Source organism: Pedobacter ginsenosidimutans (assembly GCF_001442625.1).
In the GTDB taxonomy this organism is placed as follows: domain Bacteria; phylum Bacteroidota; class Bacteroidia; order Sphingobacteriales; family Sphingobacteriaceae; genus Pedobacter; species Pedobacter ginsenosidimutans.
Window position 1 is genome coordinate 165673 of record NZ_LMZQ01000005.1, and the last position, 19627, is coordinate 185299.

The window sequence follows — 19627 nt, forward strand, 5'->3', positions numbered from 1 at the left end:
ATATCTTTTAATTAAAATCCAACATTAATACCGATTAAAAACTGACGTGGCGAAGGATAAACGCCCTTATCAACTCCAAGTGCCGAAAAAGTATCAGCAGGCGGACCTGCACTTCCTACGGAAGAAGCAGCATCCCTGGTTTGACTAACCTCAGGATCAAGACCAGTATAATTGGTAATGGTGAAAAGGTTAGTAGCACTTACATAAACTCTTATTCTGGTAATGCCAGATTTTGGTCCAAATGCTTTAGCCGTTGGAATTGAATAACCAATTTGTATATTCTTCAACCTTAAAAAGCTACCATCCTGAACATAATAACTTGAAGAAGCCAGTTCAACATCTGATGCACCCACATAAGCAGATGGAGTAAGGCTTGAAGAATTACCCGGACTCCAGGCATTTAACAATCTTGTACTTTTAGCACCTGCAAAAGATGGAAAATCTGTAAAATAACGGGTAGCTTCAAATAAATCATTGCCTTGAACACCATATAAGAAAGTGGAAATATCAAAGTTTTTATAAGATGCATTTAAGTTTACGCCATAGGTAAAATCCGGATTTGGATTGCCAATAATGGTACGGTCCTTAGGATCAATTATGCCGTCGCCATTAATATCCTGGTAACGCAAACCGCCAACCCTTGCACCCGCATAAGATGGATTGTTTTGAATATCTGCAGCATTTTGATAGATTCCGGCAGTTTTGTAACCAAAGAAAGAGCCGAAAGGTGCACCCTCCTGCAACACACTGGTTTGCAAACTTCTGTAATTGCCATAAATCTGATTAAAAATACCAGGCGCCAACCTTACAATTTTATTGTTGTTTTTTGAAAAATTTAAACCAACATCAAATTTAAAAGGACGCTCTGCTTCTCTTCCATAGTGATAAGCAACATTAAACTCGACTCCTTTATTGCTCATATCGCCAATATTAACATAAGGCGAGCTACCTAAACCAACTACACTCGAAGGTAAAGGCAAATTATAAAGCATATCGGAGGTTTTTTTGTTGTACCAGTCTAATGATCCATCTATGGCTCCCCCTAACAAAGTAAAATCAAGACCAATGTTTAAAGCTTTTAACGATTCCCATTTTACATCGGGATTTTGATAAGCATTTTGCCATACACCAGTAGTAAGGCCATTACCACCACCAACAGCATAAGCAGAGTTAACAATAGAACTTTGGTACCTGTTGATGTATTGGTATGGAGGTATCCGCTGGTTACCGGTTTGTCCATATCCAACACGCAGTTTTAAATCGCTTATCCATTTAACACTTTTCATAAACTCCTCTTCTGATAACCTCCATGCTGCACTTGCTGCCGGATAATAACCATACTTGTTTGCAGGACCGAAGTTAGAAGAACCGTCGCGGCGGATGGTAACGCTGGCCAGATAACGATCATGATAAGAATAATCTGCTTTGGCAAACAACGAGAAAAGGGAGCCTATTGATCCATAACTTGAATTGCTGATGTTAGATGAACCCGTATTGAGGTAATAATAATCCTGACTGCCTAAAATAAAAAAGCCATTTCTTCCGGCATTTAATTGTCTTGATCGCGACCTAATAGCCTCAGTACCCACCAACACATTTACCCTATGCTTTTCATTAAATACTTTGCTGTAATTTAAGGTGTTGGTCCAGGTCCATTCGGTGTTGTATCCCTGATATTCGTTCAGGTTATTCGAATTATTACCTTCAGAAAATTCCAGGTTTGGATAACGCATTGATAAACCATTAAAGTTTTCGTAACGCAAACCGAAATTGGTTTTTAATACCAATCCCGGAATGATATCGCCCTCGGCATAAACATTTCCAAAGAAGAAATTACTCTTATTTTTATTGTCTTTTGCACGGTAAAGAAAAGCTACAGGGTTTTCAGCGTTTCCCAGCTGGCTTCCGCGGCTACCGGCAAAATTCCCGGCAATGTCGTAAACCGGAATAATGGTAGGGATCCGGTATGCCCAGCCCAAGGCGCTACCCTGATCCTGATAATCACCCGAAACATTCGGGTTTACACCCAAACCAAAGCCTTCTGAATAGCTATACTGTGCATTCTCGCCAAAGCGCACCCTTTTATTAAATGCCGAAATATTGGTGTTCGACCTAAAATTAAACCGTTTAAATCCGGTGTATTTAATGGTTCCCTTCTGATCCAGATAACCACCAGAGAAAGTGTATGTTGCATTTTCTCCACCTCCGGTAGCACTAAGCTGATAATTTTGAACAGGTGCGACTTCCGTAATTTCATCAAACCAGTTGGTACCTGCTTTATTTGCTTTTGTAATCTGATAAAAAAGATCAGGATCACGGCTATAGTTATACTTAGATGGATCTGCATCTGAGGCAGTAACATCCTGTCCAAGTTTTAAACCTGCCACTAAATATTCAGGTAATACAGGTGTTGAACCACTACCATAATTTTTCCCTGCTGCAACTGGCAGTCCCGCATTGGCATAACCATCAAATATATACTGGGCATATTGTTGAGGATTCATCATTTCAGGAAAACTGTTTTTTCTGGGAACCTGTGTGCCATAGTAAGAATCAAGCGTAATTTTTGGTGTTCCGGCTATCCCTTTTTTTGTGGTAATAATCACCACGCCATTATTTGCCCTTGAACCATAAATAGAAGCCGAAGAAGCATCTTTCAATACCTGCATGCTTTCGATATCGTTTTGGTTAAGCCATGATAATTTACCTTCAAAAGGAACCCCATCAATAACATAAAGTGGTTCGTTATTATTAATGGTACTAATTCCCCTGATTCTGATCTGTGGTGTCGAGCCTGGCGCACCATCATTTATAATCTGTACCCCCGTGGCTTTCCCCTGTAAAGCTTCTACAGCACTCGCAGCCGGCTGGGCTTTTAACAGTTCCATGCTCACTACTGCAACGGCACCGGTTAAATCTTTTTTCCGTTGAGAAGAATAACCCGTTACAATCACATCGGTTAAATTGTTATTCTCGGCCTGTAAAATAACAGTAATATTGGTTTGTTTGCCTACAGCAACTTCTTTGTTGCCGTAACCAACAAAAGAAATAACCAAAACGTCGGTAGGCTTTACACTTAAAGAGAATATTCCGTTAGCATCTGTAGTAGTACCTCCGGCGCCATTTTTAATTTTAATTGTAGCGCCAATAACAGGTAATTTGTCATCACTGGCAATAACTTTACCAGTGATTTTTGATTGGGCCATTGCGCCAAGGGCAAATAACATACCCAAACACAAGAGAAGAAAACTCCTCTTGATACAAGATAGATTTTGTTTCATAGGTTTATATTGATTAGGTGAAATAATGCGTACTCGTTCAGCTGGTATGCTTCTAGATTAATAAGCTTAACAGCATCAGTTTATTACCATCAGTTACGACGACATATTTAAGTGGCTTAGTTTGCCAGATTGCGGCATACAAGAAGAATGGACTTCTCCTTTCAATAGGTAGATTTTTTCTCATAAGTAGGTGGTTAGATAGGCTTGCTAGGTATTATTTATTTATGATTTACATAGTGACATTTTTTTAGTAAACAATGTATTAGTGTAAAAAGTACACTTCAATAAAAATAAATATACATATAAAAAATAATTATAATACAAAAAATACATTTACAAATAGACTATTAAATACTAACTAAAAGGATTAATGCATTAGGGCAATAACAGATGTGTATAATAAATGACGATTAGAGGTTACATTTATCAAATAGTAAATTCTCATACATTTTTTGTATCTTTGCCGCCGAAGCAGGAATAAGGGCTTGCCATTCTGAATGGCATATTCTCTCCGCAAGTTAGTCCTTCAACAATTGATTGTTCTAGCTTCTTCGATAAATATTACACAGAAACATACATGTTATTCAAAGAATTAAACCTCATTGAGCCAATTTTAAAGGCCCTTGAGACCGAAGGTTATACACAACCGACACCAATACAGGAGCAATCCATCCCAACGATATTAAAAGGCAAAGATTTATTAGGCTGCGCACAAACCGGTACCGGAAAAACCGCTGCCTTTGCCATCCCGATGTTGCAGTTATTGCACGAAAAACACATCAATACCAAAGCAACCAAAAACATAAAGGCTTTAATTTTAACGCCAACACGCGAGCTTGCCATCCAGATTGAAGAGAGCTTTAAGGCTTATGGCCGTCATTTAAATTTACGCCATTTAGTAATTTTTGGTGGAGTAAACCAACACTCGCAGGTAGAAGCTTTAAGAAAAGGCGTTGATATTTTAGTTGCAACACCCGGCCGTTTATTAGATTTAATGAACCAGGGTTTCATCAGCTTAAATACCATCGAATTATTCGTATTGGATGAAGCTGACCGTATGCTCGATATGGGCTTTATTCACGATGTGAAAAGAGTAGTGGCTAAATTGCCAGCAAAACGCCAGACTTTATTTTTCTCGGCAACCATGCCTGATGAAATCCAGAAGTTGGCAAATACCATTTTATCTAGTCCGACAAAAGTAGAGGTTACCCCGATTTCTTCTACCGCCGAAACAATTGTTCAGTCGGTTTATTTTGTAGACAAACCTGATAAAAAGAAATTATTGATCCACCTCCTAGAGGATAAAAAGATCGAAACTGCTTTGGTTTTTACCCGTACCAAACATGGTGCAGACCGTATTGTTAAGGATTTGGCTCATGCTGGCATTAAAGCTGCCGCCATTCATGGCAATAAATCGCAAAATGCCAGACAAAGGGCATTAACTGATTTTAAAGACAGGAAAATACGCGTTTTAGTAGCTACCGATATTGCTGCACGTGGTATTGATATTGATCAGTTATCGCACGTTTTCAATTTCGAATTGCCGAATATCCCTGAATCTTATGTACACAGAATTGGCCGTACAGGCCGTGCTGGAGCAAACGGGATTGCCATTTCTTTCTGCGATGCGGAAGAAAACGAATACTTATTGGATATCCAGAAACTGATTAAAATTACGCTTCCGGTTGTAGATGATCATCCTTATCCATTAAGCTGGGAAAGTATGCTTGCTAAAAACCAGGTTAAACGTAAACCACAAGCCCAATCTAAAGGCGGTGGCGGTGCTAAAAAAGGTGGCGATGGCAATATGAGCGGCAAACCACGCAACGCCAGCAACAACAGAAGATTTGGCGGAAACAGAAAAAGAGGCGAAAGATAAAAAAGGTAGAAGGTTTAAGGCAGGAAGGCTTAGGGTCTGAAAACCCAACCTTCCAATAACTTTCAACAAAAAACCCGATTTGCAAAATGCAAATCGGGTTTTTCTATTTTTAAAGAAAGAGCAAGGAAAACCCTCTACCCTAAACCTTCCGCCTTCTACCTCTCTACACCACTACATTAATAATCTTTCCTTTAACGAAAATGATCTTTTTAGGTGCTTTTCCATCCAAGAATTTCAGGAATTGCTCATCAGCCAATAAAATGCCTTCTACCTCTGGCTGAGCTAAAGTTAAGCTCAAATTCAGGTTCATTTTCATTTTACCGTTGATTGAAACCGGATAAGCAAACTCATCTTCTACCAAATACTCAGGCTTAAATGTTGGGAAAGCCGTATACGATAAAGTTCCTGCTTCGTTACCTAACAATACCCAAAGCTCTTCGCAGATATGGGGCGCATAAGGTGAAAGGATAATCACCATATCTTCTAAAATCTGACGGTTTTTGCATTTCAGATCGGTTAACTCGTTTACTGCGATCATGAAACTCGACACAGAAGTATTGAACGAGAAACGCTCGATGTCGTCCTGCACCTTTTTTATGATTTTATGCAGCGATTTTAACTCGGCTTTTGTAGGCACAGTATCGTTTACATGGAAAGTCCATTCTTCGTTGTGAAATAAACGCCAGAATTTACGCAAGAACTTAAATACACCTTCAATACCATTCGTATTCCAGGGTTTACTTTGCTCTAACGGGCCTAAGAACATTTCGTACATCCGCAAAGTATCAGCACCGTAACGTTCAATCAAATCATCGGGATTAACCACGTTGAATTTTGATTTCGACATTTTTTCTACTTCGACACCACAGATGTATTTCCCGCCTTCAAGAATAAATTCTGCGGTAGCATATTCTTCTCTCCATGCTTTGAACTTAGCGATATCTAAAGTATCGTTTTCAACAATGTTCACATCAACGTGCAGTGCTGAAGTTTTGTATTCTTTCCTTAATCCAGCTGATACGTAGGTATTAGTAGGCTTTCCGTTCTCATCGTTAATGCGATAAACAAAATTACTTCTACCCTGGATCATGCCCTGGTTGATCAATTTTTTGAAAGGCTCTTCTTCTTTGGTATAACCCAAATCTTTCAAAAATTTATTCCAGAAACGGCTGTACAATAAGTGACCGGTTGCATGCTCAGAGCCACCAATGTACAAATCGACGTCTTTCCAATATGCAACAGCTTCTTTTGAAGCAAAATCATTATTGTTATTGGCATCCATGTAACGGTACCAGTACCAGCTGCTTCCAGCCCAACCTGGCATGGTGCTCAATTCGTAATGTCCGCCATCTTTAGGAACCCAGTCTTCAGCCCTGGCCAAAGGTGGTTCTCCTGTTTCAGTTGGTAAATATTTATCAATTTCAGGAAGTAACAATGGTAATTCTTCTTCTTTTACCAAATAAGGCAATCCATCTTTAAAGTAAACCGGAATCGGCTCGCCCCAATACCGCTGACGACCAAAAATCGCATCACGCTGACGGAAGTTTACTTTTGCTTTCCCTACTTTCTCTTCTTCCAACCAGTTGTTCAAAAATGGAACAGCTTCTTTATAAGTCATTCCGTTTATGAAACCAGAATTAATGTATTTTCCTTCTTTTGTTGGATCTGCCTGAACATCTATATCTTTTTGTCCGTCCAAAATCTGGATAATCGGCAAATTAAAATGTGTAGCGAATAACCAATCGCGTTGATCGCCACTCGGAACGCCCATTACGGCGCCAGTTCCGTAACCTGCCAACACATAATCGGCAATCCATAACTGTACGCGCTCGCCACTTACAGGGTTAATTACATAGGTACCTGTAAAAGCACCAGACACCGTTTTGGTATCGGCCATACGGTCTAATTCTGATTTCTTTTTAGTTAAGGCGATGTAGTTTGCAATATCCTGTTTTTGTTCTGGAGTAGTTAATTCTGCAACCCACTCATGCTCCGGAGCCAAAACCAGGTAAGAAACACCAAAAATGGTATCTACTCGTGTAGTAAAAACTTCAATCTGTTTATCGTTTCCTTCTACCTGAAACTTTACGGATGCACCAACGCTTTTACCGATCCAGTTACGTTGCATTTCTTTAATCGGCTCTGGCCAATCGATGGTATCCAAACCTTGCAAAAGCCTGTCAGAATAAGCGGTAATCCGCATGCTCCATTGCATCATTTTCTTTTGCTCAACAGGAAAACCTCCGCGCTCAGAAAAACCATCTTTTACCTCATCATTCGCCAAAACGGTTCCTAAAGCCGGGCACCAGTTTACAGTACTCTCGCGAAGATAGGTTAAACGGTATTTTAATAATTCGATCTGTTTTTCCTCATCGGTAAAGGTTGCCCAATCGCTAGGCATAAATTCTTTAGTATCTTCATCACAAACTGCTTTTACATCAGCGGTGCCAGATGCATTGAATTTTTCGATCAAAGTGGTAATATCCTCTGCCCTATCGTTTTCGATGTTGTACCAAGAGTTGAACAGCTGCATGAAAATCCATTGCGTCCATTTGTAATACGATGGCTCACTCGTGCGTACTTCTCTGCTCCAATCGAAAGAAAAACCAATCTGATCTAACTGCCTACGGTAAGTTGCGATGTTTGCCTCGGTGGTAATAGCAGGATGCTGTCCGGTTTGTATGGCATATTGCTCTGCTGGTAATCCGAAAGAATCATATCCCATAGGATGCAATACGTTAAAGCCTTTAAGGCGTTTGTATCTCGAAAAAATATCTGACGCAATGTAACCAAGTGGGTGACCAACGTGAAGGCCTGCTCCTGATGGATAAGGAAACATATCTAACACATAATATTTTGGTTTATCAGAATTGCTTTCGGCTTTAAACGTTTGATGATCTGCCCAAAATTTCTGCCACTTTTGTTCTATTTCTTTGAATTGGTAATCCATTGCAAGTTTTAAATTTTTAAAGGGGCGAAAATACGGAAATTAAGGGGCTTAAAAAAGCAGATTAACGATAATATTTTGCCAGCAGAAATGCAGAATTAGAAGAGGTTAAGGGAAAAACCTCGGCGCCTTTTGTGTAGTCAGATGTTACCGTCAGACTATCGATTATTTTAAGATAAGAGAATACTTAGAATATGTGTTTTAGTGTCAGTTGGGAACAACTGACACCACAGCTTGCACCTGCACCACCACAAAAAAATGCGCCATTGATGTTAAAAACCAATGGCGCAGCAAATAATCGGGGGATTAAGATCTTATCTTGATAAAGAATATACTTTAGTAATGTTTGTTTTATCAATTTTAGCAGTGAACTCTAATTTGTTTGCAGTGATGCTGTTTATTTTACAATAATTCAATCCATCATTAATATCCATACTGAACTGATCAGAATAAATGATTACATAAGTTCCGATTGTTCTGTTACCCGATAAACTCAGCTCTACCTGATCATCGTTGTTTGATTTGTAGTCAACATAATCACTTGTTGTACCGTAGGTAACAGTTCCATTAATTTTTTTCGGGTCTTTCAATGTTTCTTCAGCAGTATAGCCAGAAGTTACAATTTTATTTAACGTCCATCTCCCTAACATCTGGGCTTTTAAAGAAGTATCATCTTTCTTGCAAGAAATAATTGTAGAGGCGATAAGTAAGAATAGGCTCAGAATAGTAATTTGTCTTTTCATAGTTAAATTTAGTTTTAAGATATCCATAATTAACGCCGTTTTCACAAAATTCGTACCGTATTTCGAAAAAAAGCAAATTTATTAAAGAATTTAATCCTCAAACTAAAAGCTAATCGCATACGTTAGTATTCATTTAGCAATCATTAATTGGTGTTTATCAGGTATAATTTATATTTTCGCAGAAACAAAAATGAAATACATGGAAGAATTCGAAGTAAGTGATGCATCTAAGAAAACCAAAACCGTTTATATCTCTACTATAATCAGTATTGCTTTGGTTTTATTAATGCTGGGGCTGCTTGGTTTGGTACTTGTACATGCCAAAAACCTGTCTAACTACGTTAAAGAAAACATCGTTTTAAACATTATTGTTGATGAAGGTGCCAAAGAAGCCGATGTTTTAGCTTTCCAGAAAGAGTTAAATGCAAATCCTGCAGTAAAACAAACTCAATATGTAAATAAAGAGCTTGCAGCAAGAAATTTAACTCAGGATTTGGGTGAGGATTTTGTTAACTTTTTAGGATACAACCCATTAACTTCTACTTTCGATGTGTATTTAAAAGCAGAATATGCGAACAATAAAAGCATCGATGCCTTAAAAGCAAATATTTCTAAAAACCCTGTAGTTAAAGAGGTGGTTTACCAAAGTTCTTTAATTGATATGGTAAACAAAAATATCAGCACCATCGGCTTAATCATTTTAGCATTTGCCGCGCTATTATTAATCATTTCTATTGCATTGATTAACAATACAATAAGACTAGCTATCTACTCACAACGCTTTTTAATTAAAAGTATGCAGCTGGTTGGTGCAACGAAAAACTTTATTCGACGTCCTTTCTTATTATATGCTGCTTTACATGGCTTGATTGCTGCATTTATTGCCATCATTATTTTATTGGCAACTTTAATTTATGCCCGCAAAGAGGTACCTGAGATTATTATTTTAAATAACTATCAGGAATTTGGCTTCGTATTTATAGGCCTTTTAATTGTGGGTATTTTTATAACAGGCATTAGTACATGGTTTGCAGTAAGCAGATATTTACGTTTAAAATCTTATCATCTTTATAGATAATGGCAGAAAAAAAAACAGGTCCGGTTGTAAAGGACGTTAAAAGCGAATTGGTTTTCACCAAAAAAAACTACCAGTTATTGTTAATCAGCATTGCAATTGTAGCAGTTGGCTTTATATTAATGATGGGTACCACTGGTGATATTTATGATTTCAGAAGAACTTTATTGGCACCGATAGTGGTGTTGGCGGGTTTTGCTTTTGGCATTTATGCAATCTTAAAAAAATAATTTCTTGTATTAGCTAAAGTGTTTTTTTAACTTTATAATATGACAACAACAAATTTGCAAATCGAAATAAATTCACTTCCCCTAAACCTTAGGCAGGAAGTTGCAGATTTTGTTGAATTCTTAAAAACAAAGCATAAAAATAAGCCGAAGTTAAAATCCCGAGAATTCGGGTATGCAAAAGGTAAAATCAAATTATCTGATGATTTTGACGAACCGTTAGAAATGTTTGCTGATTATATTTAATGGCATATCTATTAGATACTCATACCTTCTTGTGGTTTGTAGCAGGAGATAATCAGCTGCCAACTTCAATAAATAAAAAATTATCTGATATTAATCTACCTTGTTTCTTGAGCATTGCCTCTCTTTGGGAAATTGCCATCAAAAAACAAATCGGAAAACTCGATTTAAAAATTGGTTTTGATGAATTATTTCGTTTTGCAGAAAGAAACCAGATCGAAATCATTGCTATCAATGAAACCCATCTTACTACATTATTAGGTCTCGATTTTCTCAACAATGATCCTTTTGATCGAATTATTGTGTCACAAGCAATCTCTGAAGATTTAACTTTAATATCAAGAGATAAAAAATTAAAAAACTATAAAGTAAAATTACAATGGGACTAGCCCATTAATTAAAACATATGAACTATTTTGAAGCCATTATTCTGGCAATTATTGAAGGTTTAACTGAATTTTTACCTGTATCGAGCACCGGACATATGGCCATAACATCTGCCCTGATGGGAATCGGTAAAGATAACTTTGTAAAGCTTTTTGAAGTTGCTATTCAATTAGGTGCAATCTTGGCTGTAGTGGTAATTTACTGGAAAAAATTCTTCAACTTTTCTGATTGGAAGTTTTATCTGAAATTAATTATTGCTGTTATACCTGCTTTAGTTTTTGGTTTTCTATTGAATGATTTTATTGATAATACTTTGGGTAATCCTATATTTATCTCTGCCGTTTTATTAATTGGAGGTGTAATACTCCTATTGGTTGATAAGTGGTTTAAGAATGCTACAATTGATAGTGAAAAAGAAATCACAAACGCAACTGCGCTAAAGATCGGTTTTTTTCAGGTGCTTGCTATAGCTTTCCCTGGCTTAAGTAGAAGTGCAGCGACAATTTTGGGTGGAATGAGTCAAAAATTAACAAAAAGTGCGGCTGCAGAATTCTCATTCTTTTTAGCCGTGCCTACAATGTGCGCAGCAACAGGATACAAGCTTTTAAAAGGCTATCATTTGTTAAATACAGAAAACATTAAGTTGTTATTAGTGGGTAATATTGTTGCTTTTATTGTTGCTATAATCGCTATAAAATCATTTATAGGCTTTTTAACCAAACACGGATTTAAAGTTTTCGGCTGGTACCGTATTGCTTTGGGAATTATCATCTTAGCATTGTTCTTATCAGGATATCATATTGATATAAACTAATCCGTATCTTTGCGCAAAAAAGATTTGTGAGTACCGAAAATTCAAAATTTAAAGACTTCAATTTTGCTGAAGGCGAATTGCTCTTAATTAACAAACCATATAAATGGACTTCGTTTGATGTGGTGGGCAAAATCCGTAATTCTTTAAAACCGCTAAAACTAAAGGTTGGTCATGCCGGCACCTTAGATCCCCTTGCTACAGGCTTGCTAATCATCTGTACAGGCAAATTAACTAAGCAGATAGATACTTTCCAGGCTGAAGAGAAAGAATATACAGGCACTATGATTTTGGGGGCTACTACCCCATCATTCGATATGGAGACTGAGGTAGATCAAACCTTTGACATCAGTAACATTACCAAAGAAGATATATACTCAGCCTGCAAGCCTTTTATTGGCGATATAGAACAATATCCGCCTGCACACTCTGCTGTAAAGGTAAATGGCGAACGTTTATATGTAAAAGCAAGATTGGGTGAAGAGGTTGAATTACGTAAACGTTTTGTAAGTGTTCCAGAATTTGAAATCACACGGATCGAACTACCAGAGATCGATTTCAGGATTGTATGCAGTAAAGGCACTTACATCCGTTCATTAATATCCGATTTTGGTAAAACTTTAAATAGCGGGGCTTATCTTTCCAAACTTACCCGCACCCGAAGCGGAAACTTTTTGCTAAAAGATGCGTTTGAGGTATTAGAACTTGTTAATTATATTCGTAGCAAGAAAGAAGAAGCTAAAACTGAAGCAGAGGCATGAACCGCATCAAAAACAAGAACATCAGGTTTATAAAAGAAATTCTTTTAATTATTGCAGGCGTAACTTCGGCATGTTTTGGCTTAAAAAGCTTTTTAATGCCCAGCCATTTTATTGATGGCGGTGTTACGGGTATTTCTCTTTTGCTAAGCACCTTAACAGGATGGAATTTATCTTACCTTATTGCCATCATCAACATTCCATTTGTTATTTTAGGTTATAGACAGATTGGTAAAGGCTTTGCCCTTAAAACCGCTATTGCCATTGCTGCGCTCTCGCTGGCCTTAATTTTTCTTCCATTTCAGCCCATTACCCACGATAAATTGCTCATCGCATTTTTTGGCGGATTATTTTTAGGCGGTGGAATAGGGTTGGCCATGCGCGGTGGCTGTGTAATCGACGGAACAGAGGTTTTAGCGCTTTACATCAGTAAAAACAGTATTTTAACCGTTGGAAATATCATCCTGATTTTAAATATCATTATTTTCGCCTTCGCAGCTTATTTCTTAAATATCGAAACTGCGCTGTATGCCATTCTAACGTATTTATCGGCATCAAGCACCATCGATTTCATTGTAAACGGCATAGAACAATACACTGGTGTTACCATTATTTCAGAACACCAGGAAGCCATAAAGGGGTTCATCATTAACGAAATGAAACGAGGTGTAACCATTTATAAAGGCGAAGGTGGTTACGGAGAAAAGAAAGATATCGATATTATTTTCACCGTAGTTACCAAACTAGAAATGAGCAAATTACAAACCGCTATACGACAGATTGATTCGGATGCCTTTGTAATACAACAACAAATTGCCGATTTAAAGGGCGGGGTAGTAAAACGCCATGCCTTACATTAATTTTCCATTCCATTGAAAATATACAATAACCTTTCGGATTTTAAAAAATTAGATAACGCCATTGTAACCATTGGCACTTTTGATGGCGTACATTTCGGACATCAAAAAATCATTAAACAACTGGTACAAAAAGCAAAGGCCGATAACGGAGAGAGTGTAATATTAACTTTTTTCCCGCACCCTAGAATGATTATCGATCCTGAAAACCAGGATTTGAAGATGATTAATACCATTAATGAAAAAGCCGAAATTTTAAAAGGTTTAGGTGTAGATCATTTGATCATCACACCATTTACCAGAGATTTCTCTAATCAGCTGCCTGAAGATTATATAAAAAACACGTTGGTGAATAACATTGGCACCAAGCATATTATTATTGGTTACGACCACCGCTTTGGTAAAGACCGTTCTGGAAATTTAAGTGATTTAAAGGCCGCAGGTTTACATTATGGTTTTAGCGTGGAGGAAATTATGGAGCAGGATATTCATGATGTTGCAGTAAGCTCCACCAAAATCCGTCAGGCACTTTTAGCGGGCGATGTAAGCTTGGCCAATGATTATCTGGGTTATCCGTTTTCTATTTTTGGCAGGGTAATTAAAGGCGATAAAATCGGAAGAACAATAGGTTTCCCTACCGCCAATATCTTTGTCGAAGAAACTTACAAACTGATTCCGGGCGATGGGATTTATGCGGTTACAGTAGAAATGGAACCCGAAGTCCGAAGTCCGGAGTCCGATGTCCTAAACCCTAAACCCTCAACCTTAAACCTCCAACCTTACAAAGGTATGGCCTATATCGGGCAACGTCCTACCATTAACGGAATGACCAGAAACATTGAAGTAAATATTTTCGATTTTAACCAGGAAATTTATGGGCAGGACATTAAAATGAATTTCTTAAAATTCTTGCGTCATGACGTGAAATTCACCGGATTAGAAGCTTTAACTGTTCAGTTACAAAAAGACAAGGAGGCTACTTTAGCTTATTTTGAATCTATAAGTTAACAGATTTAAATCAGATTTTTCTTTCAAAAAAGCCTCATTTTCGTTATATTAGCGGCAATGAGGCTTTTTTACATCATCTTTTTTCTGTCTATCTCCATTAATTTTGCGGCCTTCGCATCGCAGGAAAAAAGAAATGATGTACCATTAAAAAACACCAAAATAAGTTTCATTTCAAGCAAAAAAAATATCAAATCCAATTCTGATTTCAATCAGGACAGTGAAAGTCTGCAAAAAGATTTCATTAACAGTCCAATTATAAAAATATCTTCCAGCGCGTTTGTACTGATTACTTTTTTGCTGTTCCTTTTTTTCAAGAACAAAACCATCAATACAAAAGTTGTAATCAAGAGATTAAAATATAATTATTGGTGCCTGTTTAAGATGCTCTACCCAAAACATGTTTTTTGGTAAGTAATTTCATTTTTAACCACAAATGTGGAGTTTTCAATAAAATGCCGAGTAATAATACTTGGAAATAAATTATTTAATCATCAATACCCATTTTTTATAGATGCATTTACCCGATTTAATTGCCGATTTAGGATTAATCCTTGCTGCTGCAGGAATAACTACCCTCATATTTAAACGAATTAAACAACCCCTGGTTTTAGGCTATATACTGGCCGGCCTGCTGGTTGGCTCACATTTAGATTTTTTTCCTTCAGTTACCGATACAAAAAGCATCAATATTTGGGGCGAAATAGGCGTAATTTTCCTTTTATTCAGCTTAGGTTTAGAATTCAGTTTTAAAAAACTGGTTAAAGTTGGCGGTTCCGCCTCCATCACGGCAATTGTTAAAGTCCTTTTTATTATTCTGGCAGGCTACTTAGTCGGTAAAGCAATGGGCTGGAAAGACATGGATAGTTTATTTCTAGGGGGGATTCTGTCCATCTCATCAACAATGATTACCATTAAGGCCTTCGAAGAACTTGGTTTAAAACATAAAAAGTTTGCAGGCCTGGTTTTCGGTGTTTTAATTGTTGAAGATCTGGTGGCCATCTTGTTACTGGTATTATTCTCTACCCTGGCAGTTAGTCAGCAATCAGCAGGTACAGAAATGCTGTATTCTATCTTAAAACTGGCTTTTTTCCTGGTACTTTGGTTCCTGGGTGGAATATTCCTGGTTCCTTCATTTCTTAAAGCAACCAAGAAATTAATGAACGATGAAACCATGCTGGTGGTATCGTTAGCCTTATGCTTGGTAATGGTATTATTGGCCGATAAGGTGGGCTTCTCTCCTGCTCTTGGTGCATTTATTATGGGTTCTATTTTAGCAGAAACCACACAGGCAGAAAGAATCGAACATTTAACTAAATCAGTAAAAGACTTATTTGCAGCGGTTTTCTTTGTTTCGGTTGGTATGCTGATTGATCCTTCTATGCTGGTTAAGTACGCTGTTCCGATTATCGTTGCTACGTTAGTGATTATTTTAGGAAAAATTATATTTACCATTTTAGGCGCGTTGTTATCCGGTCAGCCGTTAAAAACTTCGGTACAATCTGGCATGAGTTTGGCGCAAATTGGTGAGTTTTCATTCATCATTGCCTCATTAGGATTAACCCTTAAAGTAACAAGCGATTTCCTTTATCCTATTGCGGTAGCAGCAGCAGCGATCACTACATTTACTACGCCATATCTGATTAAACTATCTGAACCTTTTTACCAGTATTTGAACCGTGTTTTACCTAAAAAATGGTTAGATGGAATCGAAAGATATAGCTCCAGTACCGAAGGAATTACAACATTAAGCGATTGGAAGGTTTTATTGAGATCTTATATTTTTAATACCATTATCCACTCCGTAATTATTATTGCAATCATCTTTTTAGCCTACAGGTATGTTCAGCCTTTTATTGTGAGCAATATTTCCAATAGTTTAACTTCTATTATTATCAGCGTAGTAGTTTCCTTCATTTTAATGTCGCCATTTTTATGGGCATTATCTATCCGAAGGATCCAGCGAACAGCCTATTCCCACCTTTGGCTGAACAAAAAGTATACCCGAGGCCCGTTAATCGCAATTGAATTTTTCAGAATTGCCTTAGGTATTTTCTTTGTAGGTTTCCTAATGTATGAGTTTTTTGATACCTGGATTGCCGCTGTAATCGCATTAGTCCTGATTATCTTAGGCATGGTCATCTTCTCCAGGAAACTACAGTCTTTTTACGATAAACTGGAGAGGCGTTTCATGTTGAATTTAAATGCACGTGAGCATCAAAAACCTGATATTTTGCCCTGGGATACCCATTTAACCGAACTCACTGTTTCCCCTGAATCGGAAGTAGTTGGAAAAACACTTACCGAATTAATGATCAGGGAAAAATATGGCGTTAACATTGCTTTAATAGAGCGTGGAAGAAATAACATTCCAACACCTGGAAGAGATGAGCGGCTTTATCCAAACGATAAACTGCTATTAATTGGTGCTGATGATCAATTGGCTGCTGTTAAAGCACTTTTAGAAGTTGATGCTCCAGAAACAGCTGAAGAAAATAATTTCCCGAATAAAGAAATGACCTTGCAAAAGGTAGTTGTTCATGCCGAATCGCCGGTTTATGGATTAAGTATTAGAAATGCAGGTATCCGCGAAAAAGCACAGGCATTAATTGTTGGCATAGAAAGGGGTACCGATCGCATATTGAATCCGTCCTCTGATTTTGTATTCGACAACGGTGATGTGATTTGGATTGTAGGCAATAACAAGAAGATCAAAGAGGTTATATAGATAGTCCGGAGTCCTTAGTCCGAAGTCGGAAGTCTATTGACTGAGGACTTTTGACTAAGGACTAAAAAGCATATCTTCGTATATAACCTAACCTAATGAAAGTCGATAGAGAAAAGAGTGAGTTTCTTGATGATATGATTGAGCAATGGCAAAGTGACGGCTTAATTAATAATGAAACGGGCGATAAGCTCCGTAAAAGTTATGAAGCCAAAAACTTCGACTGGTTACGCCTGGCACAGTATGCTTTTTGGGTAGCTTTGGCTTGCGGTTTTATTGCGCTTGGGTCGCTCCTCATTGATAATTCGATCTTAAACTATTTAAAACGGGTTTACAATACACCTAATATTGTTATTGCTATTGTTTCTGGCGGATTGGCGGCATGGCTTTATATCTTAGGTTTTAAGCGGAAGAAGAAGCTGGCGCATTTAAAGTTTAGCAATGAGGCTATCGTTTTTTCTGCAATTTTACTCACGGCGAATGCTATTGCTTATTTCGGAAAGGCGATGGACAATGGATCTGGCAACTTCTCCATCCTGATTTTAATATCTGTTTTTATTTATGGTGCCTTAGGTTATATCTTCAATTCGCGTTTAATCTGGATTTTTGCTTTAATATCTCTAGGCGCCTGGTTTGGCACAGAAACAGGTTATTTAAGCCGTTGGAATTATTACTTCCTTGGCATGAATTATCCTTTGCGCTTTGTGGTTTTCGGTGCGGCATTAACTGCAGCATCGTTCATCATGAAAGCTTTCCCCAAAACACATAACTTCTTCCAGGTTACTTATATCGCAGGAATGGTTTATTTGTTTGTCTCTCTTTGGGCCTTATCAGTATTTGGCAATTTTGCCAGTTTAGAAGAATGGTACAAGGTTAGGCAGCTAAGCCTATTTTATTGGGCATCAATTTCAGGGGCTGTTTGTGTGGCAAGTACTTTATTTGGTTTAAAGTACCGTGATGACATTGCCCGCGAATTCGGCATTACTTTTCTCTTTATTAATCTCTACACACGCTATTTCGAATACTTCTGGGACAGTTGGCATAAAGCTTTGTTTTTTTCGGTACTGGCTGCGTCTTTTTGGTTAATCGGCAGAAAAGCAGAAAAGATATGGAATGTAGAGTTTTTGAAGTAATCTTAAAAACTAATTCATTTGATAAAATGCTTAATTTCATAAGATTGAATATTCTATTGTTGTAAAAATGCAAGTTGAAAAGCAAAATTTATATACTAAAGTTATTGAACTACTTAACCAAGCGAGGCAAAATGTAGCCCAAACCATTAATAATACGATGGCTACTGCTTACTTCGAAATTGGCAGAATGATCGTTGAAGAAGAGCAACAAGGAAAAGAAAAAGCAGAATATGGTAAACGAGTTTTAAAAGAACTCTCGGAAAAACTAGTTGTAGAGTTTGGCAAAGGTTTTTCTGAAACAAATTTGAGGCAAATACGCAATTTTTATTTACTCTATTCAATTCAGCAGACAGTGTCTGCTGAATTCAAAAATGAAGAAATTGCTGGTACCGCACCTCGTAAATCTATAAATCAGCAGACACTGTCTGCGCAATTCAAACTTACATGGTCTCACTACCTTAAGTTAATGAGAATAACCGATGTAAACGAACGTAATTTTTACGAAATAGAAGCAATAAAAAATAATTGGAGTTTACGCGAGTTGCAGCGCCAATACGATTCAGCATTATATACACGTTTAGCGCTAAGTAAAAAATAAAGAAGAGGTAATATCACTTGGGCAAAAGGGACAGATTATCGAAAAAAGTAAAGACTTAATAAAAGATCCTTATGTATTAGAGTTTTTAGGCTTGCACGAAAAAAGTTTTTATTCAGAAAATGACTTAGAGCAAAGGTTAATAGATAAACTTGAACATTTCTTATTAGAATTAGGTAATGGCTTTACCTTTGTAGCCCGTCAAAAAAGAATAACTTTCGAAGAAAAACACTTTAAAATAGATTTAGTCTTCTATAACCGTATTTTAAAGTGTTTTGTACTTATCGATTTAAAAATCGGAGAACTAAAACATCAAGATATTGGTCAGATGCAGATGTATGTTAACTATTTCGATAGAGAAGTAAAACTTGAGGATGAAAACAAAACCATCGGTATTATCCTTTGTCAAGACAAAAGTGAATCTGTAGTAAGATATACACTTCCAGAAAATAATGAACAAATTTTCGCCAGTAAATATTTAACGGTTTTACCTAGCGAAAAGGATTTCATTAAAATTATTGAGAATTAATTCAATGAAAATATACCAGCAAGCTTTAGCCCTTAGAGAACGAAGAAGAGGTTTCCATATCATTACCGATGAGGTTGAGGATGCCTTACCTCAAATTGACGAGATTAACATTGGCATTTGCCAGGTTTTTATACAACATACCTCTGCTTCGCTTACCATCAATGAAAATGCCGACCCTACAGTACGGGTAGATTTTGAAATGTTTTTTAACAAAACTGTTAAAGAAAATGATCCCGATTATGAACATGATTATGAAGGATCGGATGATATGCCTGCTCACTTAAAATCGGCACTTTTGGGCAGCTCTGTTACCATTCCAATTAGAAACGGCAGGTTGGCACTTGGTACCTGGCAGGGTATTTATCTTTGCGAACATCGCAACCATGGCGGGCAAAGAAGATTAATCGTTACAGCCTGGGGCGAATAAATAAC

At 37.3% G+C, this 19627-nt stretch carries 18 protein-coding genes; 14 read left to right on the top strand and 4 right to left on the bottom strand.

Going from position 1 to position 19627, the window contains the following annotated elements:
- Positions 1 to 11: 11 nt before the first annotated feature.
- Together ASU31_RS09125 and ASU31_RS27990 are read right to left on the bottom strand one after the other, a co-directional pair.
- Positions 12 to 3281, bottom strand: coding sequence for a SusC/RagA family TonB-linked outer membrane protein (locus ASU31_RS09125; protein ID WP_083505317.1), 3270 nt, complete (start codon positions 3279 to 3281; stop codon positions 12 to 14).
- Between the two features lie 52 nt (positions 3282 to 3333).
- Positions 3334 to 3465, bottom strand: a complete 132-nt coding sequence (locus tag ASU31_RS27990) for a hypothetical protein (protein ID WP_280739837.1) — start codon at positions 3463 to 3465, stop codon at positions 3334 to 3336.
- A 393-nt stretch (positions 3466 to 3858) separates the two neighbouring features.
- On the opposite strand from ASU31_RS27990, the gene ASU31_RS09130 reads away from it, so the two are divergent.
- Complete coding sequence (locus ASU31_RS09130) at positions 3859 to 5160, top strand: DEAD/DEAH box helicase (RefSeq protein WP_057932040.1); 1302 nt, start codon at positions 3859 to 3861, stop codon at positions 5158 to 5160.
- Between the two features lie 163 nt (positions 5161 to 5323).
- On the opposite strand, the gene leuS is transcribed toward ASU31_RS09130, so the two are convergent.
- The gene (gene leuS, locus ASU31_RS09135; RefSeq protein WP_057932041.1) at positions 5324 to 8110 is read right to left on the bottom strand and encodes a leucine--tRNA ligase; all 2787 of its coding nucleotides are present in this window, start codon (positions 8108 to 8110) and stop codon (positions 5324 to 5326) included.
- Between the two features lie 311 nt (positions 8111 to 8421).
- The gene (locus ASU31_RS09140; protein ID WP_157257952.1) at positions 8422 to 8850 is read right to left on the bottom strand and encodes a hypothetical protein; all 429 of its coding nucleotides are present in this window, start codon (positions 8848 to 8850) and stop codon (positions 8422 to 8424) included.
- Between the two features lie 199 nt (positions 8851 to 9049).
- On the opposite strand from ASU31_RS09140, the gene ASU31_RS09145 reads away from it, so the two are divergent.
- The 13 genes from ASU31_RS09145 (at position 9050) to ASU31_RS09205 (ending at position 19622) form a co-directional block, all read left to right on the top strand.
- Complete coding sequence (locus ASU31_RS09145; protein ID WP_057932241.1) at positions 9050 to 9928, top strand: cell division protein FtsX; 879 nt, start codon at positions 9050 to 9052, stop codon at positions 9926 to 9928.
- A complete protein-coding gene (locus ASU31_RS09150) occupies positions 9928 to 10155 on the top strand; it encodes a DUF3098 domain-containing protein (RefSeq protein ID WP_029275801.1) in 228 nt (75 codons plus the stop codon). The genes ASU31_RS09145 and ASU31_RS09150 overlap by 1 nt, the downstream gene beginning before the upstream one ends.
- Before the next feature lie 39 nt (positions 10156 to 10194).
- Positions 10195 to 10398, top strand: coding sequence for a type II toxin-antitoxin system VapB family antitoxin (gene vapB, locus ASU31_RS09155; RefSeq protein WP_029275802.1), 204 nt, complete (start codon positions 10195 to 10197; stop codon positions 10396 to 10398).
- On the top strand, positions 10398 to 10784 hold the full coding sequence (locus ASU31_RS09160) for a type II toxin-antitoxin system VapC family toxin (RefSeq protein ID WP_057932043.1): 387 nt from the start codon (positions 10398 to 10400) through the stop codon (positions 10782 to 10784). The genes vapB and ASU31_RS09160 overlap by 1 nt, the downstream gene beginning before the upstream one ends.
- Positions 10785 to 10801: 17 nt before the next feature.
- Positions 10802 to 11596, top strand: coding sequence for an undecaprenyl-diphosphate phosphatase (locus ASU31_RS09165; protein ID WP_057932044.1), 795 nt, complete (start codon positions 10802 to 10804; stop codon positions 11594 to 11596).
- Between the two features lie 26 nt (positions 11597 to 11622).
- Positions 11623 to 12354, top strand: coding sequence for a tRNA pseudouridine(55) synthase TruB (gene truB / locus ASU31_RS09170; protein WP_057932045.1), 732 nt, complete (start codon positions 11623 to 11625; stop codon positions 12352 to 12354).
- The gene (locus ASU31_RS09175) at positions 12351 to 13211 is read left to right on the top strand and encodes a YitT family protein (RefSeq protein ID WP_057932046.1); all 861 of its coding nucleotides are present in this window, start codon (positions 12351 to 12353) and stop codon (positions 13209 to 13211) included. Before truB ends, ASU31_RS09175 begins: the two co-directional genes overlap by 4 nt.
- Positions 13212 to 13223: 12 nt before the next feature.
- Positions 13224 to 14216 carry a bifunctional riboflavin kinase/FAD synthetase gene (locus tag ASU31_RS09180; protein ID WP_057932047.1) on the top strand — a complete coding sequence of 331 codons (993 nt, stop codon included), beginning with the start codon at positions 13224 to 13226 and terminating at the stop codon, positions 14214 to 14216.
- Between the two features lie 511 nt (positions 14217 to 14727).
- Positions 14728 to 16941, top strand: coding sequence for a cation:proton antiporter domain-containing protein (locus ASU31_RS09190; RefSeq protein WP_057932049.1), 2214 nt, complete (start codon positions 14728 to 14730; stop codon positions 16939 to 16941).
- Positions 16942 to 17036: 95 nt separating this feature from the next.
- On the top strand, positions 17037 to 18071 hold the full coding sequence (locus ASU31_RS09195; RefSeq protein WP_057932050.1) for a DUF2157 domain-containing protein: 1035 nt from the start codon (positions 17037 to 17039) through the stop codon (positions 18069 to 18071).
- A gap of 67 nt (positions 18072 to 18138) precedes the next feature.
- A complete protein-coding gene (locus tag ASU31_RS27920; protein WP_245224513.1) occupies positions 18139 to 18669 on the top strand; it encodes a DUF1016 N-terminal domain-containing protein in 531 nt (176 codons plus the stop codon).
- A gap of 91 nt (positions 18670 to 18760) precedes the next feature.
- Positions 18761 to 19195 carry a PDDEXK nuclease domain-containing protein gene (locus ASU31_RS27925; RefSeq protein WP_245224514.1) on the top strand — a complete coding sequence of 145 codons (435 nt, stop codon included), beginning with the start codon at positions 18761 to 18763 and terminating at the stop codon, positions 19193 to 19195.
- Positions 19196 to 19199: 4 nt separating this feature from the next.
- Positions 19200 to 19622 carry a secondary thiamine-phosphate synthase enzyme YjbQ gene (locus ASU31_RS09205; RefSeq protein WP_057932242.1) on the top strand — a complete coding sequence of 141 codons (423 nt, stop codon included), beginning with the start codon at positions 19200 to 19202 and terminating at the stop codon, positions 19620 to 19622.
- The last annotated feature ends 5 nt before the right edge of the window (positions 19623 to 19627 follow it).

Bases quoted from the DNA above. Each gene is read 5' to 3' on its own strand.
- leuS (WP_057932041.1), bottom strand. From the start codon at position 8,110: ATGGATTACCAATTCAAAGAAATAGAACAAAAGTGGCAGAAATTTTGG.
- ASU31_RS09140 (WP_157257952.1), bottom strand. From the start codon at position 8,850: ATGAAAAGACAAATTACTATTCTGAGCCTATTCTTACTTATCGCCTCT.
- vapB (WP_029275802.1), top strand. From the start codon at position 10,195: ATGACAACAACAAATTTGCAAATCGAAATAAATTCACTTCCCCTAAAC.
- ASU31_RS09150 (WP_029275801.1), top strand. From the start codon at position 9,928: ATGGCAGAAAAAAAAACAGGTCCGGTTGTAAAGGACGTTAAAAGCGAA.
- ASU31_RS09175 (WP_057932046.1), top strand. From the start codon at position 12,351: ATGAACCGCATCAAAAACAAGAACATCAGGTTTATAAAAGAAATTCTT.
- ASU31_RS09205 (WP_057932242.1), top strand. From the start codon at position 19,200: ATGAAAATATACCAGCAAGCTTTAGCCCTTAGAGAACGAAGAAGAGGT.
- ASU31_RS27920 (WP_245224513.1), top strand. From the start codon at position 18,139: ATGCAAGTTGAAAAGCAAAATTTATATACTAAAGTTATTGAACTACTT.
- ASU31_RS09130 (WP_057932040.1), top strand. From the start codon at position 3,859: ATGTTATTCAAAGAATTAAACCTCATTGAGCCAATTTTAAAGGCCCTT.
- ASU31_RS09160 (WP_057932043.1), top strand. From the start codon at position 10,398: ATGGCATATCTATTAGATACTCATACCTTCTTGTGGTTTGTAGCAGGA.
- ASU31_RS09195 (WP_057932050.1), top strand. From the start codon at position 17,037: ATGAAAGTCGATAGAGAAAAGAGTGAGTTTCTTGATGATATGATTGAG.
- ASU31_RS09145 (WP_057932241.1), top strand. From the start codon at position 9,050: ATGGAAGAATTCGAAGTAAGTGATGCATCTAAGAAAACCAAAACCGTT.
- ASU31_RS27990 (WP_280739837.1), bottom strand. From the start codon at position 3,465: ATGAGAAAAAATCTACCTATTGAAAGGAGAAGTCCATTCTTCTTGTAT.
- ASU31_RS09165 (WP_057932044.1), top strand. From the start codon at position 10,802: ATGAACTATTTTGAAGCCATTATTCTGGCAATTATTGAAGGTTTAACT.
- ASU31_RS09125 (WP_083505317.1), bottom strand. From the start codon at position 3,281: ATGAAACAAAATCTATCTTGTATCAAGAGGAGTTTTCTTCTCTTGTGT.
- ASU31_RS09190 (WP_057932049.1), top strand. From the start codon at position 14,728: ATGCATTTACCCGATTTAATTGCCGATTTAGGATTAATCCTTGCTGCT.